General features: G+C 68.1%; 13 protein-coding genes and 1 pseudogene. 8 read left to right on the plus strand and 6 right to left on the minus strand.

The features are described 5' to 3' along the window. From A5704_RS16605 to A5704_RS16615, 3 genes are all read right to left on the minus strand, one after another. Nucleotides 1–1,083, minus strand: a 1,083-nt coding sequence (locus A5704_RS16605; RefSeq protein ID WP_369828466.1) for a CaiB/BaiF CoA transferase family protein, incomplete at its 3' end; no start/stop codon positions are given. Beyond that, nucleotides 1,080–1,862, minus strand: a complete 783-nt coding sequence (locus A5704_RS16610; protein ID WP_067889965.1) for an enoyl-CoA hydratase/isomerase family protein — start codon at nt 1,860–1,862, stop codon at nt 1,080–1,082. The genes A5704_RS16610 and A5704_RS16605, both read right to left, overlap by 4 nt. Continuing rightward, on the minus strand, nt 1,859–3,055 hold the full coding sequence (locus A5704_RS16615; protein ID WP_231969153.1) for an acetyl-CoA C-acetyltransferase: 1,197 nt from the start codon (nt 3,053–3,055) through the stop codon (nt 1,859–1,861). The genes A5704_RS16610 and A5704_RS16615 overlap by 4 nt, the downstream gene beginning before the upstream one ends. 417 nt (nt 3,056–3,472) lie before the next feature. Here A5704_RS16615 and A5704_RS16620 point away from each other — a divergent pair, with 417 nt between their 5' ends. Further along, entirely contained in the window at nt 3,473–4,429 is a 957-nt protein-coding gene (locus A5704_RS16620; protein WP_067889968.1) for an LLM class F420-dependent oxidoreductase, read from the plus strand. Here A5704_RS16620 and adhE read toward each other — a convergent pair. Continuing rightward, nucleotides 4,414–7,044: a bifunctional acetaldehyde-CoA/alcohol dehydrogenase gene (gene adhE / locus A5704_RS16625; RefSeq protein ID WP_067783481.1), complete on the minus strand. Its 2,631-nt coding sequence runs from the start codon at nt 7,042–7,044 to the stop codon at nt 4,414–4,416. The two genes, A5704_RS16620 and adhE, sit on opposite strands and share 16 nt — an antisense overlap. Nucleotides 7,045–7,218: 174 nt before the next feature. Here adhE and A5704_RS16630 point away from each other — a divergent pair, with 174 nt between their 5' ends. Then, the gene (locus A5704_RS16630; RefSeq protein ID WP_067756466.1) at nt 7,219–7,413 is read left to right on the plus strand and encodes a ferredoxin; all 195 of its coding nucleotides are present in this window, start codon (nt 7,219–7,221) and stop codon (nt 7,411–7,413) included. Here A5704_RS16630 and A5704_RS16635 read toward each other — a convergent pair. Then, complete coding sequence (locus A5704_RS16635) at nt 7,406–8,080, minus strand: response regulator transcription factor (RefSeq protein WP_197499133.1); 675 nt, start codon at nt 8,078–8,080, stop codon at nt 7,406–7,408. The genes A5704_RS16630 and A5704_RS16635 overlap by 8 nt on opposite strands. A 36-nt stretch (nt 8,081–8,116) precedes the next feature. Here A5704_RS16635 and A5704_RS16640 point away from each other — a divergent pair, with 36 nt between their 5' ends. The 5 genes from A5704_RS16640 to A5704_RS16660 all read left to right on the plus strand — a co-directional run bounded on the left by A5704_RS16640 (nt 8,117) and on the right by A5704_RS16660 (nt 15,152). Beyond that, nucleotides 8,117–9,415: a sensor histidine kinase KdpD gene (locus tag A5704_RS16640; protein WP_231969155.1), complete on the plus strand. Its 1,299-nt coding sequence runs from the start codon at nt 8,117–8,119 to the stop codon at nt 9,413–9,415. Between the two features lie 136 nt (nt 9,416–9,551). After that, nucleotides 9,552–10,826, plus strand: a complete 1,275-nt coding sequence (locus A5704_RS16645; protein ID WP_067756458.1) for a cytochrome P450 — start codon at nt 9,552–9,554, stop codon at nt 10,824–10,826. 16 nt (nt 10,827–10,842) lie between these two features. Next, on the plus strand, nt 10,843–11,949 hold the full coding sequence (locus tag A5704_RS16650; protein WP_067783487.1) for an NDMA-dependent alcohol dehydrogenase: 1,107 nt from the start codon (nt 10,843–10,845) through the stop codon (nt 11,947–11,949). Between the two features lie 146 nt (nt 11,950–12,095). Beyond that, nucleotides 12,096–13,613 (plus strand): aldehyde dehydrogenase, encoded by a 1,518-nt coding sequence (locus A5704_RS16655; RefSeq protein WP_067889972.1) that lies wholly within the window; start codon nt 12,096–12,098, stop codon nt 13,611–13,613. 3 nt (nt 13,614–13,616) lie between these two features. Further along, complete coding sequence (locus A5704_RS16660; RefSeq protein ID WP_067889974.1) at nt 13,617–15,152, plus strand: AMP-binding protein; 1,536 nt, start codon at nt 13,617–13,619, stop codon at nt 15,150–15,152. On the opposite strand, the pseudogene A5704_RS16665 reads toward A5704_RS16660, so the two are convergent. Next, nucleotides 15,136–15,576: pseudogene (locus A5704_RS16665) on the minus strand (SDR family NAD(P)-dependent oxidoreductase); the annotation flags it as partial. The gene A5704_RS16660 and the pseudogene A5704_RS16665 sit on opposite strands and share 17 nt — an antisense overlap. A 10-nt stretch (nt 15,577–15,586) precedes the next feature. On the opposite strand from A5704_RS16665, the gene A5704_RS16670 reads away from it, so the two are divergent. After that, on the plus strand, nt 15,587–15,764 hold a 178-nt coding region (locus A5704_RS16670; RefSeq protein WP_369828467.1), incomplete at its 3' end, for an SDR family NAD(P)-dependent oxidoreductase.

Genomic DNA, 15,764 nt, shown 5'->3' on the forward strand with positions numbered 1-15,764 from the left:
GGTGCCACCGGGACTTGCATCTCGTCCTTGGCGCCCAGCCCCAGGGTCCAGCCGTCGGGAGTGTTCAACAGGACGGGTGCGGGAGAACCGGGGCGCCGGGGCGGGTTGGGTGACGCCGTCGACGTCGATGAATGTTCGCCGCGCGGTGAGGTGCGGGTGCCGTGGCGCCTCGGCCAGCGAAAGCACCGGTGTCGCACAGCATCCCGGGGTATCGAGGAGCCGCTGCCACTCCTCGGTCGACCTCTCGGCGAAGCGGGTGGCCAGGGCGGCGCGATGGGCGGCCCACGCGCCCGGCGCGTCGTCGTCGTGCGGCACGTCGACGCCGAGGCGATCGCACAGCTCTGCGTAGAACTTCGGCTCCATCGCGCCGACGGCGAAGTGGCCACCGTCGGCGGTGGCGTACACGCCGTAGAAGTGGGCGGCCCCGTCGAGCAGATTGTCGTGGCGCCGGTCGCGCCAGGTACCGGCGGGCACCATCCCGAAATACGGCGTCAACAGGGTGGCCACCCCATCGACCATGGCGACATCGAGCACCTGACCCGCGCCGGACTCGCGCGCCTCGAGGATGGCGCTGAGCAGGCCCACGGCCAACAGCATTCCCCCACCACCGTAGTCGCCGACCAGATTCAGCGGCGGCACCGGGGATTCGGCGGGGCCGATGCCGTGCAGGGCGCCCGCCAAAGCGATGTAGTTGATGTCGTGACCGGCGTGGCCGGCCAGCGGCCCGTCCTGCCCGTATCCGGTCATCCGGGCGTAGACCAGACGGGGGTTGCGCCCGCGCAACTCGTCCGGGCCGATGCCGAGTCGTTCGGCCACCCCCGGCCGGTACACGTCGACGAAGGCATCCGCCTCGGCGACCAGGCGATGAACGAGCTCCCTACCGCGAGGGTCCTTGGCGTCGGCGGCGAGCGACCGCTGGCTACGGCGCACCGTGTAGTCGATGGGAAGGGGCCCGTCCACGGCGGCGAGAGCGTCTACGCGGATGACGTCGGCGCCCAAGTCGCCCAACAACATTCCGCAGAACGGGGCAGGCCCCAGGCCGCCCATCATGACGACGCGCACGCCGCGCAGCGGACCCGTCACGACGACCATTTCTTGCGACGCTCGGCCGCCTCGTCGGTGGCATGCGAGATGACCTGGTTGCGGTTCTCCAGCTCCAGCGCCGCCGAGAGGCTGGCGGCGTCGGTGTTGACCTGCAGGGCGCGCTTGGTCAGTTCTGCGCCCAGCGGGGAATGGCTCGCGATGAGCGCGGCCAGCTCGACGGCCCGCTCCGCCAGCCGGTCCGGCTCGACCACCTCGCTCACCAGGCCGCGCCGGTCGGCTTCGGTGGCCGAGACGGTGCGCCCGGTGAGCATCCAGTCGGCGGCCACGCTGGTGCCGACGATGCGCGGCAGGTGGTAGCTCATGCCCATCTCGGCGCCGGAGAGACCGAGCAGGATGGCGGCGTTGCCGAATGATGCGGCGTGCGAACAGATTCGGATATCGGCCGCCAGGCACAACGCGAGCCCGGCCCCGACGCACGGCCCGTTGACGGCGGCGACGACGGGTTGTGGCAACGCCCGCACGGCTTCGGCGAGGGCGGCCATCCGCTCCTGGAAGCGCATCCGGTCCAGCGCGGGCGCGGTGGCATCCAGCATCGAGGGGCCGAAGTCGCGCACGTCGATTCCGGCGCAGAAGCCGCGGCCTGCGCCGGTCAGCACCACGGCGTGCACCGTGCGGTCGGTGGCCAAATCGGCCAGCGCAAGGCGCAATTCGCTTTGCAACGCCTCGTTGATGGCGTTGAGTTGCTTGGGGCGGTTCAGGCGCAGCAGTGCGACCCCCGCGCACGGCCGGTCCAGCTCCAGGGTGTGCGGCACGGTCACACCCGCTCGATGATGGTCGCGGTGCCCATCCCGCCGCCGGTGCACATGGTCACCAGACCCGTTGTCAAATCCCGGCGTTCGAGCTCGTCCAGGAGGGTGCCGATAAGCATCGCCCCGGTGGCGCCGATGGGGTGGCCGAGGGCGATGGCGCCGCCGTTGACATTGACCAGTCCGGGGTCGATGTCGAGATCGCGCATCGTCTTCAGCGGGACCGCGGCGAAGGCCTCGTTGATCTCCCAGAGGTCGATGTCATCGACCGCCATGCCGGCGCGCTGTAGGCAGCGCTGGGCCGCCGGACCGGGGGCGGTCAGCATGATGATCGGTTCGCTACCGATCGCCGCGGCGGCGCGAATCTGTGCGCGCGGGGTGACGCCCGCGGCGTGCATCCAGTTGGAGGACGCGACCAGCACCGCGGCGGCCCCGTCCACCACCCCGGACGAATTGCCCGCGTGGTGCACGTGATCGATGTGGTCGATGCCGGGGTAGCGCTGAGCGCAGATCTCGTCGAATGTGTGCTGCTCGCCGTCGGGGCGGGTGCCGCCCATCGCGGCGAAGGCGGGCTTGAGGCGTGCCAACGTCTCGGTGGTGGTGCCGGGGCGCGGGTGTTCGTCGCGCTCGACTGGCCCGTTCGGTGTGGCCACGTCGACGAGCGAGCCCAGGAACCGGCCCTCGTCGATCGCCACGGCGGCGCGCTCCTGGCTCTGCGCGGCGTAGGCGTCGACGGTTTCGCGGGTGAACCCCTCCAGGGTGGCGATCAGGTCGGCCGAAATTCCCTGCGGCACGGTGGGATATCGCTCGCGGAAGTCGGGGTTCTGGCCGTCGATCGTCGGGGCTCCCACGGTGACGCCCCACCGGGACATCGATTCCACCCCGCCGGCGATCACCAGGTCGTCATTGCCGGCGGCGATGGACGACGCGGCGACGGTGACGGCTTGCTGACCGGAACCGCAGAACCGGTTCAGCGTCATCCCCGGCACGGTCTCGGGCCATCCGGCCAGCAGAACCGCGAGCCGCGCGATGTCGTCGCCGTGGTCGCCGCCGAGGATGCCGTTGCCCGCGATCACGTCGTCGACGTCGGCCGGCTCGAATCCGGTCCGCTCGGCGAGCGCGGTGAGGCAACGCGCGAAGAGGGCCTGCGGGTGGACGGCGTGCAGGCCCCCGTCGGGGCGGCCCCGGCCGCGGGGTGTGCGCACCGCATCGAGAATCCAGGCGTCGATGACGGACTCCGATCGTCGGGAGAGCTCACAGATCACCGGTATCGTAAATCGTCTCTCGGCTTTGGAGAACTACCTTCTCCAAATTGGCGAAGGGATTCTCGCGGGGTGGCCCGGCGCGCCACGGGTGGTCACACCCGTCACACGGCCTTCGCGCGCAGGGTCGCGCGGCGTGGCGGCTGTGGCCGGGTGGGAGGTGAGATCGAGCGCGGCGCCGATCGGCACCGGCATAGCCGCGCAGCGCCGCGAAACCATCTGTCCGGCATGGCGATCCGCAGCGGGGACGTTTCGGGATCGAGGTCTGGCGCCGGGCACCGGCGGATGAACTCCCAAGTGCGCGGCGGATAAACGGCCAAACCGGCGCATACCGCAGGCCGCAGCGGGTAGCCCGCCGCCATGACCAAGATCGGATACTTCCTGTCGTGCGAGCAGTACAGCCCCAAGGAACTCATCGACCAGGCCAAGCGCGCGGAGGCGGCCGGGTTCGATGCGCTGTGGATTTCGGATCATTTCCATCCGTGGAACGACGAGCAGGGCCAGAGTCCGTTCGTGTGGGGTGTGATCGGAGCGCTCTCCGAGGTGACGTCGCTGCCGGTGAGCACCGCCGTGACGTGCCCGACCATCCGGACCCATCCGGCGATCATCGCCCAGGCGTCCGCAACCGCCGCGGTGCAACTCGACGGCCGCTTCGTGCTGGGGGTGGGCAGCGGTGAGGCGCTGAACGAACACATCCTCAGCGATCGGTGGCCGTCGGTGGGTGTGCGGCAGGAAATGCTGGAGGAGGCGGTCGACGTCATCCGCAAGCTGCACCGCGGCGACGAGGTGAGCCACCACGGCAAGCACTACGAGGTGCAGGAGGCCCGCATCTACACCCGGCCCGACCAACCGGTGCCCATCTATGTGTCCGGTTTCGGGCCGCAGGGCGCAGAGCTGGCCGGGCGAATCGGCGACGGCTTCGTCCTGGTGATGCCGGAGGCGGACCTGGTCAAGACGTTCCGCGAGGCCGGCGGTGGCAACAAACCGGTACAGGGCGGCACGAAGGTGAGCTGGGACGAAGATGCGGAGGCGGCGCTCAAGGCGGCGCACCGGTTATGGGGGAACGACGCGTTGCCCGGGCAGTCGGCGCAGACCCTGCCGCGGCCCAAGGATTTCGCCGCGCTGATGTCACTCGTGACGCCGGACCAGGTCGCCGAAGCGGTCACCTGCGGACCGGACCCCGACACCCATGTCGCGAAGGTGCGTGAGTACATCGACGCCGACATCGACGAGGTGTACGTCCAGCAGATCGGTCCCGACATGGACGGGTTCTTCGCCGCGTACGAGCGTGACGTGCTGCCTCAGCTACGCGGCTGAGCATCGCCTTGAGCGGCGCCGTAAAAACCCAGCCGGAGCAATTCGGTGATCTCGCTGACCAACGGCATCCGCGGATTTGTACGGTTGCTGAGGTCCTCGAACGCCGTCATCGCCAGCGCGGGCAGCGCGGCCAGGTACTGGTCCTCGTCGACGCCGTACTCCCGCAGGGATCGCGGCATGTCGAGTCGGTCGAGCAAATCATCGACCCCACGGAATAACCGGGCGCGGGATTCGTCGGGTTCATGGCCGCCGAAGATCAGCTGGCCGAGCTGCGCGTATTTGTCCGGCGCCACGTAGGCGGAATATCCCGGCGCGGGCATGAACTTGCTTGGCAGGCTTGCGTTGTACCGCAGCACATGCGGCAGGAAAATCCCGTTCGCCCGGCCATGCGAGATTCCGAATCTCGCGCCCACGGCATGGGCGAGCGCGTGATTGGTCCCGACGAATGCATTCGAAAAGGCAAGCCCCGCAAGGGTTGCGGCGTTCGACATGTCGGTCCGCGCGGACAGGTCGTCGGGGTCGTCGTATGCCCTTGGCAACGCATCGAAGATCAGTCGTGCCGCCTGGGCGCACAGCGCGTCCGTATAGGGCGAGGCGAAGATCGAGACCGCGGCCTCCAAAGCATGGGTCAGCGCGTCGATGCCGGTGTCGGCGGTCAGCTTCTGCGGCATCGAGGAGGTCAGGACCGGGTCGACGATCGCGAGGTCGGGCACCAGGCTGTAATCGACGAGCGTCTCCTTCTTGCCGCCCACCGTCAGCACCGCCGCCGGCGAGACTTCCGAACCGGTGCCGGATGTCGTTGGGACAGCAACCAATTGGACACGATGACGGTCGACCGGATAATCGGCCACGCGCTTGCGGGGATCGAGGAACGGCATCGTCAGCTCCTCGAGGCCCTTCTCCGGGTGCTCGTAGAACAGCCGGATCGCCTTGCCGGCGTCGAGCACCGAACCGCCGCCCACGGCAAGCAGCAGATCGGGTTGGGCCCGCTCCAGCAGCGCGACACCGCGGCGGATGGTGGTTTCGTCGGGCTCCGGCGTCACCTCGCTGAAGACCTGCACGTGCTCGGCGCGCAACTTGCCGCGGAGCTGGTCGACGACGCCGCGCTCTTCGGTGAGGGCATCGGTGATGATGACGACGGTATCGCCGTCGAGTTCGCGCAGGTTGTCCAGTGCGCCCTCGTTGAAGTAGGTGTTGGACGGGACGCGGAACCATTGCGGCGGGGTGCGGCGCCGCGAGACCGTCTTGATGTTCAGCAGCTGCCGGTAGTTGACGTTCTCCGTCGTGCTGGATCCGCCCCACGTGCCGCAACCCAACGAGAAGGTGGGGGTCAGGTTGTTGTACACCCCGCCGAGGGCCCCGACCGCGGTGGGGGCGTTGACCAGAATCCGGCCGGTGCGGACCGCCAGGCCGTACGCGTCGATGACCTCCTCGTCGTTGGCGTAGATGGCCGAGGTGTGGCCCAGACCGCCGTGCTCGGTGACCAGGACGGCGACGTCGATGGCGTGCTGAACGCTGCGTGCCCGCACCACGCCGAGCACCGGCATCAGCTTCTCCTGCAACAGGGGGTGTTCGGCGAGTTCGTCCAAGTCGGCGGGCAGCTGCGCCAGCAGTACCTTGACGGTCGGTGACACGCTGAAGCCCGCCCGGTCGGCCAGCTCGGACGCCTTCTGTCCGACGGCCTCGAGCGAGACCTTGTCGCCGCAGCCAAACGCGAATTCCGCCAGGGCGTTCGCCTGGTCCGGGGTGAGCAACTGGGCGCCCATCCGCTCGAATTCGGCCATCATCTCGTCATAGACCTCGTCGTCGATGACGCAGGTTTGCTCGGCCGGGCAGATGACAGAAGAGTCGAAGGTTTTCGAGATCAGGATGTCGACGACCGCGCCCTTGATGTCCGCCGTCTTGTGGATGTAGATCGGTGCGTTCCCGGGGCCGACCGACAGGCCGGGCTTTCCGGCGGAATTCGCCAGCGCCACGATCTTCGGCCCACCGGTCACCCAGATGAAGTCGACTCCCGGATGTTTGAACAGGTAGTGGGTGACCTCGTGCGCGGCGTCGGGGATGACCTGTAGCGCCCCCGGCGGCAGCCCGGCCGCTTCGGCCGCCGTGCGAAGGATCTCCACGCTGCGTTCGCAGCAGCCGACCGCATACGGTGACGGCCGGAAGAGGATGGCGTTGCGGGTCTTCGCGGCGACGATCGCCTTGAACAGGACGGTCGACGTCGGGTTGGTAACCGGGGTGATGGCCAGCACGACCCCGATCGGCTCCGCCACGTAGGCGATGTTGTGCTCGACGTCCTCGTCGACGACCCCCACCGATTTCTTGCCCCGCAGATAGTCGTGCAGGAACTCGGTGGCCACATAGTTCTTGACGACTTTGTCCTCGAAGACGCCGAAGCCCGTCTCCTCGATCGCGACACTTGCCAGTTCCCCCGCGGCGCGTACCCCCGCGCGGACCATCGCCTCGACGATGGCATCGACCTGTTGCTGGTCGAGGTTGCGGAACTCCCGGGCCGCCGCGGCCGCCGCGTCGACGATCGCGTCGATTTCGTGCCTGCGCTGTTCGGCGACCTCGGGCGCTTCGATGGAGGTGGACTCGGTTTGCGTGGTGGTCATGATCGGGTTCTCGGTTCAGGAAGGGACACTGGCGGCTCCAGAATGAGCAGATGCTACGTCGTACGCGTCGACGCAAAGTAGGGCTGAAAGGCCCTCGACGGGCTGGCCCGGCCAGGCCACATCTGGCGCGATTGGACCGACTGCGGTGCCCGTCGGGCGCCGATACTGGCGGTCATGCGCATCACCGTCGACTACGGCCTGTGTGAGGGACACGGGCAGTGCCTGCTGGCCGCTCCCGATGTTTTCGACATTCCCGACGGTGCCGATCAAGTGGTCGTGCTCGAGCCCGACCCGCCCGAAGCCGAGCGTGACCGGGTGATCCGGGCGGCCGCGATGTGCCCCGCCCAAGCGATCCAGATCCTCAGCTGATCCGGCCGATCTCGGCGACGTCATCGAGCAACCGGTAGCGGCCGGCCAGCGCCGCGGCGGCGATGCGGTTGCCGACCCCGAGTTTGTGCAGCAGCGACGCCACCATGCGTTTGGCGGTGCGCTCCGACACCAGCATCCGCTGGGCGATGTCGCCGGTCTCCATGCCGGCCGCGAGCAGGGTCCACAGCTGAAGATCCTGGGCGCTGAGATTGTCCAGCAGCTCGGACGGCGGCTTGCGGGTGTTGCTGAGCAACGCGTCCAGCAGGGCGCCGTCGACGACCCGCAGGCCCTCCGCGATGGTCCATAGGGGCCCCGCCAGCGCCTCGGGCCGCGCGGTTTTGGACAGGAAGCCGTCGGCACCGGCCCGCAACGCCTCCTCGGCCAGTGCCAGGTCGTCGGTACCCGACAGCGCCAGGATCCGGGTCCTCGGCCGGCGCGCCTTGACATGCCGGATCGCCGCGACCCCGCCCAAGGGCGGCATCGACAGGTCGATGATCGCGACGTCGGCGTCGCAGCGGGCCACCAGGTCGGCGGCCTCTTCCACGTAGGTCGTCTGGCCGCCGACGCTGAACAGTTCGCCCCACTCGCGGGTCAGCAACAGGGCGAGGCCCTGCGCGAACAGCTCGTGGTCATCCACGATCACCACGACGTATGGCGAGCGAGTCATTGCCGCGATGCTAACCCCAACCCTATGGTCAGCTGGGTGAGACCGCTCGATCACCTCGGAACCACGGTGGACTTCGACGGCGAGGACTACGGGCTGGCCCGCACGGTCGTCGCGGTACGAGTTGCCGTCGTCGTATCGGTCGGCGTGCTGATGGGGATCGGACCCCAGTGGCTCCGGCAGCACACGGCGACCACCCTGGCGGTGTTGGGCGCGGCGATGGTCTACGCGGCCGTCGTGATGGCCTATCCGCAGCTGGAGGTCCGGCGCACCCGCTATTCATGGTTGGTCACCGGCTTCGACTCGGCGTTCACGCTGGCGCTTATCGCCTTGAGCGGAGGGGTGTACAGCCCGGTGGTCCCGGTGTTGGCGCTGGCCGTGATCGCCTCGGCGGCACGACTGTCTTTCGGTGAAACCCTCTTGGTCGCAGTGCTTTTGGGCGCGATCTATATCCCGGTCGCGCTGGTCTCGTCGCCGGGGCTCCCGGCCACCGCGGCCCCGGCGCTCCTGGCGGGCTGGTCGGCGGTGTTTCTGATCTTCGTCGCGGTCATCACCGCGGGGCTGTCCACGCTCGCCGAACGCGAACACCGCTCCCGGCTGCGCGCCCTGGTGGAAGCCGAGGCCGAACACGCCGCCGCCGAAGAGGAGCGCGACCTGCGGGCGCGCCTGCTGCGGTCCTACCAGTCGCAACAGGATGGACTCCAGGTTCTGGTGCACGAATTCCGCACCCCCATCACGTCTCTGGAGGCGCTGACCGAGGCCCTGACTTCGGCGCGGCCGATGTCGCAGGCCGACCGGGAAACCAGTCTGCAACTGGTGGCCCGGCACGTGCGCCACCTCGCCGACATGCTCGACGCCCTCTCCGACGTCGCGCTGAGTCGCCGCCCGACGTTTTCGGCGGGGAAGGTCCGCCGGGTCGACGTGGCCGACCTGATCGTCGCGGCCGCCGACGCGGTCGGCCTCGGCGTGCCGCGGCTGCGACTGAGCGTCGGCGATGACCTGACCGCCGTGGCCGTCAACGCCCAGGGTCTGCGCCGGCTGCTGACCAACCTGCTGGAGAACGCGTCCCGGCACGGCCGCGGCGAACCGGTCGACGTCGCGTGCGCGCGCGAAGGCGGAGAGTTGATCTGCACTGTGGCCGACCGGGGACCGGGCATCCCGGCCGAAAGCCTTGGCGAGCTGACCACCAAATACGTCAGCGTGGGCGGCCAGCGGGGCACCGCCGGGCTCGGCCTGTGGATCGTGCAGCAGATCGCCGAGGCGATGGGCGGCCGGGTCGAATTCGGGGCGCGCGACGGCGGCGGCCTGATCGCCACCTTCCGCGCACCCATCGCCTGATCGGCGGTGCCCGGCGCTGGCCCGTGCAGGCCAGTGATTGGCACACGCGCCTATGCCGCACCGCCGTCGCGCTGACCAGCATGGGGGCGAAGCCGCGGTGACGCGCACCACTGCGCACCGCCAGAAAGGGCCCCTGATGACCGCACCCACGACCGCGCCCACCCACAAAGACATCGACCTGAGCGCCCGGGAGTTCTGGGCGAGACCCCCGGAAGAGCGGGACGCCGCCTTCGCCGTCCTGCGCGCGGAGAATCCCGTGCCGTGGAGTCGCCCCGCGGAGTCGGACCTGCTGCCCCCCGAGCTCAACACCAGGGGGTTCTGGTCGCTGACCAAACAGGACGACATCCGGATGGCCAGCCGTCACCCGGAGATCTTCTCCTCCGCCCAGGGCATCACGATGGAGGACTTCGCACCCGAGGCGGTGGAGATCGCGCAGTCGTTCATCGCCATGGACGCCCCGCGCCACACCCAGCTCCGCGGGATCACCACGGAGGCCTTCAAGCCCAAGAACGTGCGCCGCTTGGAAGGCTGGATCCGCGGCCACGCCCACGACCTGGTCAGCGAGATGGCGCACCTTGGTGAGGGCGACTTCGTCCAACTCGTGTCGGTAAAGCTGCCCGGCCGCATCTTCGGCAGCTTCTTCGGGCTGCCCGACGGTGAGCTGCGCGACAAGGCCGTCACCGCCGCCCAGCGGCTGGTGGGCTGGACCGACCCGAACATCCGCGGCGAGCAGAGCGAACTCGAGCTGTTCATGGGCGCCGTGATGGACCTGCACGAGGTGGCAACGGTGCTGATCCCCGAGCGGCGGGCCAACCCCGGCGACGACTTGATGACGTGGATGGTGCAGGCCGAGTTCGACGGCAAGAAGATGACCGACGACGAGCTGAAGGCGTTCTTCGTGTTGATGGGCGTCGCGTCCAACGACACCACGCGGCACGCCTCGGCCCACGCCATCGCCGCCCTCTCGAAGTTCCCCGACCAGCGCGCGCTGCTCGCCGAGGACGTCGAGGGGCGCGTCGGCACCGCCGTCGAGGAGGTGTTGCGCTGGGGATCGCCGCTGCTCCACATGCGCCGCACCGCCACCCAGGACATCACCGTGCGCGGCTCACAGATCAAAGCCGGAGACAAGGTCGTGCTGTGGTACTACTCGGGCAACCGTGACGAGGATGTCTTCGACGCACCCCATTCGTTCAACATTCTGCGAAACCCCAACCCGCACATCGCCTTCGGCGGGGGAGGCCCGCACTTCTGCCTGGGCGCGGCGCTGGCCCGCACGATGCTCAAGGCATTGCTGACCGAGGTCTACACGCGCATTCCGGACATCTCAGCGCCCGAGCCCCACTATGCTCTTGCCAACTTCATCAACGGTGTGAACAGCCTGCCGGCGACCTGGACACCCGAGAAGCGCTGACTTCAAGGAGGTTTCGATGAAAACGAAGGCAGCGGTGGTGTGGGGACTACACCAGAAATGGTCGGTCGAAGAGGTCGACCTCGACGGGCCGCGGGAGAACGAGGTTCTGGTCAAGGTGGCCGCCGCCGGGCTGTGCCACTCCGACGACCACCTGGTCACCGGCGACATGCCGATGCAGCTACCGGTGGTCGGCGGGCACGAGGGCGCGGGCGTCGTGGTCGAGGTGGGGCCGGGCGTCACCGAAGTGGCCGAGGGCGACAAGGTCGTGCTGAGTTTCATTCCGGCCTGCGGCCGCTGCGAACCGTGTTCGCGCGGGATGAGCAACCTGTGCGTGCTCGGTGCGGCCATCATCGCCGGACCGCAACTCGACGGCACCTTCCGATTCCACGCGAAAGGCCAAGCGCTGGGCCAGATGTGCGTCCTGGGAACGTTCTCCGAGTACACCGTGGTGCCGATGGCCTCGGTGATCAAGGTCGATCCGTCCACCGCGCTGGACACCGCCGCGCTGGTCGGCTGCGGTGTCACCACCGGCTACGGCAGCATGGTGCGCACCGGAGCGGCACGGGACGGCGACACCGTGGTGGTCATGGGTGTGGGCGGCATCGGAATGAATGCCGTGCAGGGCGCGCGGATCGCGGGCGCACGCGTGATCGTCGCGCTCGATCCCGTGGAGTACAAACGCCGCCGTTCGCTGGAGTTCGGGGCCACCCACACCGCGGCGACGGTCGAGGAGGCCCACGCCCTGATCACCGACCAGACCCGCGGCCAGATGGCCGACGTATGCGTGGTCAGCACCGACTCGGCTGAGGGTGCATACGTAGCGCAGGCGTTGAGCCTGGTCGGCAAGCGCGGCAGGGTGGTCATGACCGCGATCCCGCACCCGACGGACACCTCCGTCGACATGTCGCTGTTCGACTTGATCATGTACGAAAAGCAGGTCCGCGGTTCGGTTTTCGGGTCGTCGAATCCCCGTCACGACATCCCCCGCATGCTCGATCTGTATCACGCCGGACGGCTGAAGCTCGACGAACTCGTCACCCGCGAGTACACGCTCGAAGAGATCAATCAGGGCTACGACGACATGCGCGCAGGTGTGAATCTGCGTGGGCTGATCCGCTTCTGAACAGTTCATGAGCCTCATCATCATTTTCGTGATTATTGCTGCCCCGCTGGGGATCCCGGCCGGGGTTAGCGCGGCCCACCACGCCGCCGATCGATTCAAGAGTTTCGTACGTTGGCGCCGACGGATCCGATGAACATAAGGAAGACATGACCGACATTCCGCACTATCCGATGTACATCGACGGGCGTTGGCGCGACGCGTCAAGCAGCTTGGAGGTGCGCGATCCCGCTTCCAATGAATTGGTCGCGACAGTCGCGCGGGGCGATGTCGCTGCAGCCGACGAGGCCGTCGCTGCGGCAAGGGCGGCACATGCCTCCGGTGTCTGGCGACTGACGCCCCCGGACGAACGCGCCCGCATCCTCGATGCGATCGCCGGCAACCTCGCCGCGCGGTTCGACGAGTTGACCGCGCTGCAGGTTCGCGAAAACGGCGCAACCGCACGGACAGCGGGCACGTTTCTCTTGGGCTACTCGATCGCCCACCTGAAGTACTTCGCCTCGCAGGCGCGATCGTATGCGTTCGAGGAAGCCGGCCCCTTGATCGAGGCACCCACGCTGGCCACCGGTCTGCTCCGTCGCGAGCCCGTGGGCGTCTGCGCCGGCATCGTGCCGTGGAATTTTCCGTTGCTGCTGGCGGTGTGGAAGCTGGGCCCCGCCCTGGCGGCCGGCAACACGATAGTGCTCAAACCCGACGACCAGACCCCGCTGACTCTGCTCGAATTGGCCAGGGCGGCCGACGAAGTCGGGCTGCCCGCGGGGGTGCTGAACGTTGTCACGGGATCCGGGCCGGTCGTCGGCGCCCGGCTCGCCGAACACCGCGATGTGCGCAAGGTGGCTTTCACCGGCTCGACCGAAGTCGGTAAGACCGTGATGCGCGCCGCCGCCGACAACGTCAAGAAGGTCACCCTGGAGTTGGGCGGCAAGGGCGCCAACATCGTTTGCGACGATGCCGACCTGGACCTGGCTGTCGACGGCACGCTGTTCGGATTCCTGCTGATGTGTGGTCAGGCCTGCGAGTCCGGAACCCGGCTGTTGCTGCACGCATCGATTCACGACGAGTTCGTGCGACGGCTGGTCGCCCGTGCGTCCACCCTTGTCGTGGGTAATCCGATGGACCCGGCCACCGATGTCGGGCCGCTGATATCCGCCAAACAGAAAGCGCGCGTGGAGAAGTACATCGCGCTCGGGCAAGAGGAGGGCTGCAAGATCGCGTTCCAGGGCGCGGTCCCCGCCGACGCCGGGCTCGTCGATGGCCATTGGGTCGCCCCGACGATCCTGACCGGCGCAACCAACGACATGCGGGTGGCGCGAGAGGAGATCTTCGGGCCGGTGCTGGTCGTGATCGAGTACGCCGACGACGCCGAGGCCGTCGCGATCGCCAACGACAGCGAGTACGGATTGTCGGCGGGCGTGTGGAGCACCGACAACGAACGGGCACTGGCTATCGCGCGCGAGTTGGAATCCGGCACGGTATGGATCAACGACTGGCACATGGTCAATGCGATGTTCCCGTTCGGCGGCGTGAAGCAAAGCGGTCTGGGCCGTGAGCTCGGGCCGCGTGCCCTCGACGAGTACACCGAGCAGAAGTTCGTGCACATCGACATGACCAATGACCGTGCCAAGCGGGTCTATCCCGTGGTCGTTTCAGCCGCGTCGGCGAGCTGACCGATGTACCCGGGTACCCACGCGGACAATGCCCCTGAGCGCCCCGCGGTCATTCTGGCGGAGTCCGGAAAAGTGTTGACCTACCGGCAACTCGACGACAACTCCGCCGCGCTTGCGCGGGTGCTGTACGACGCCGGGCTCCGCCGCGGCGACGTCGTCGCACTGCTCTCCGACAACGCCGCCGAGGTCTTCGAGGTGTACTGGGCGACGCAACGATCGGGCCTCTACATCACCGCCGTCAATCACCACCTGACGGCGCGGGAGGCCGGCTACATCGTGCGTGACTCGGGTGCACGCGCGCTGATAGCCTCGGCTGCGCTGGCCGACCTGGCAATCGACGTCAGCGCGCAGGTCGAAGGTCCTGGGCTGCGGCTTGCCTTCGGCGGTGACGTCGACGGTTTCGCCTGCTACAAAACGGCCCTCGCCGAGGCCGGCCCCCGCCTGCCCCGGGAACCATCCGGCGCGGTCATGTTGTACTCCTCCGGCACAACGGGATTCCCCAAGGGGATCAAGCCCCCGCTGCCGCATCGGCGTGTCGACGAACCCGGCGATCCGATCGTGGCGATGGCCAGCCACTTCTACGGAATAACAGCCAGCGACGTCTACCTCTCGCCGGCGCCCGTCTACCACGCCGCGCCCCTGCGATGGTGCGGCATGGTGCAGGCGCTGGGTGGAACCGTGGTGCTGGCCAAGAAGTTCGACGCCGAATCCACATTGCGCTACATCGAGCACTACCGCATCAGCGTCGCACAGCTGGTTCCCACCATGTTCGTGCGGCTGCTCAAACTCGACGAGTCCATCCGCGGCCGTTACGACCTCTCGAGTCTGCGGATGCTCATGCATTCCGCCGCGCCCTGTCCCATCGATGTCAAGCGGGCGATGATCGAGTGGCTCGGCCCCATTGTCTACGAGTTCTACGGTTCCACCGAGGCGCACGGCCTGACGTTCATCGATTCCGAGCAATGGCTCACCCACCCGGGGTCGGTGGGACGAAGCGTGCTCGGCGTGCTGCACATCTGCGGCGACGACGGAACCGAGCTACCCGTCGGTGCCGTCGGGACCGTGTACTTCGAACGCGATCATTTGCCGTTCGAATACCACGACGACCCCGACAAGACCGCCGCGGCCCGCCACCCGGAACATCCATTCTGGACGACCGTCGGCGATCTCGGCTACCTCGACCCCGATGGATTCCTGTACCTGACCGACCGAAAGTCGTTCATGATCATCTCGGGTGGGGTCAACATCTACCCGCAGGAAGTGGAGAACGCCCTGGCGCTGCACCCCGCGGTGCTCGACGTCGCGGTCATCGGCGTTCCCCACCCCGAAATGGGCGAAGAGGTCAAAGCCCTCGTGCAGCTGGCGCCCGGGGTGAGCGGGACGGATGCGTTGGCACAGGATCTCATCGACTATGTCCGCGACCGGATCGCCCACTACAAGGCGCCTCGTTCGGTCGACTTCGTCGACGACCTACCCCGAACACCTACCGGAAAGCTGGCCAAAACCAGACTGCGACAGGCGGTTACGGCCCGAAGTTAGTGCCGCTTGTCAGCCCTTCCCATTTCGCGATCTCGGCGGCGCGCGCATCCGTCGCGTAGCGGTAGAAGGCCAGGGCGTCAGGGCCCAGCAGCAGGAAACCCGGAGGCTCACTCGATTCGACGGCCGCGATGATCGCGGCGCCGGCCTTGGCGGGTTCGCCCGCCTGGGTGCCGTGCATGGTGTCGTTCTCCTTGCGACGCTGCCCGGCGGTGCCGGCGTAATCGTCGATGACGGTCGCCGATTGGACGAGCGAGCGCCCGGCGAAATCGGTCCGGAAGGCGCCAGGCTCGACGACGGTCACCGAAATGCCCAGCGGGGCAACCTCACCGCGCAGGGCGCCGCTCATCCCTTCGATGGCGGCCTTGGCCGCCGCGTAGTAGCCGGAGCCCACCGGGGTCACCGTTGCGCCGATCGAGGAGGGCGACGACGCCGATGTGCGCACCCTGTTCGAGACGCACTTCTTCGGCACGGTCTCGATGATCAAAGCGGTGCTGCCCGGCATGCGGGCCCGTCGCAGTGGGGCGATCGTCAACATCTCCTCGATCGGCGCAACGGTGACCCCGGTGGGCTCCGGCTACTACGCGGCGGCCAAGGCCGCCATCGAAGGGAGTG

The organism is Mycobacterium sp. E735 (genome assembly GCF_001666955.1).
In the GTDB taxonomy this organism is placed as follows: Bacteria; Actinomycetota; Actinomycetes; order Mycobacteriales; family Mycobacteriaceae; genus Mycobacterium.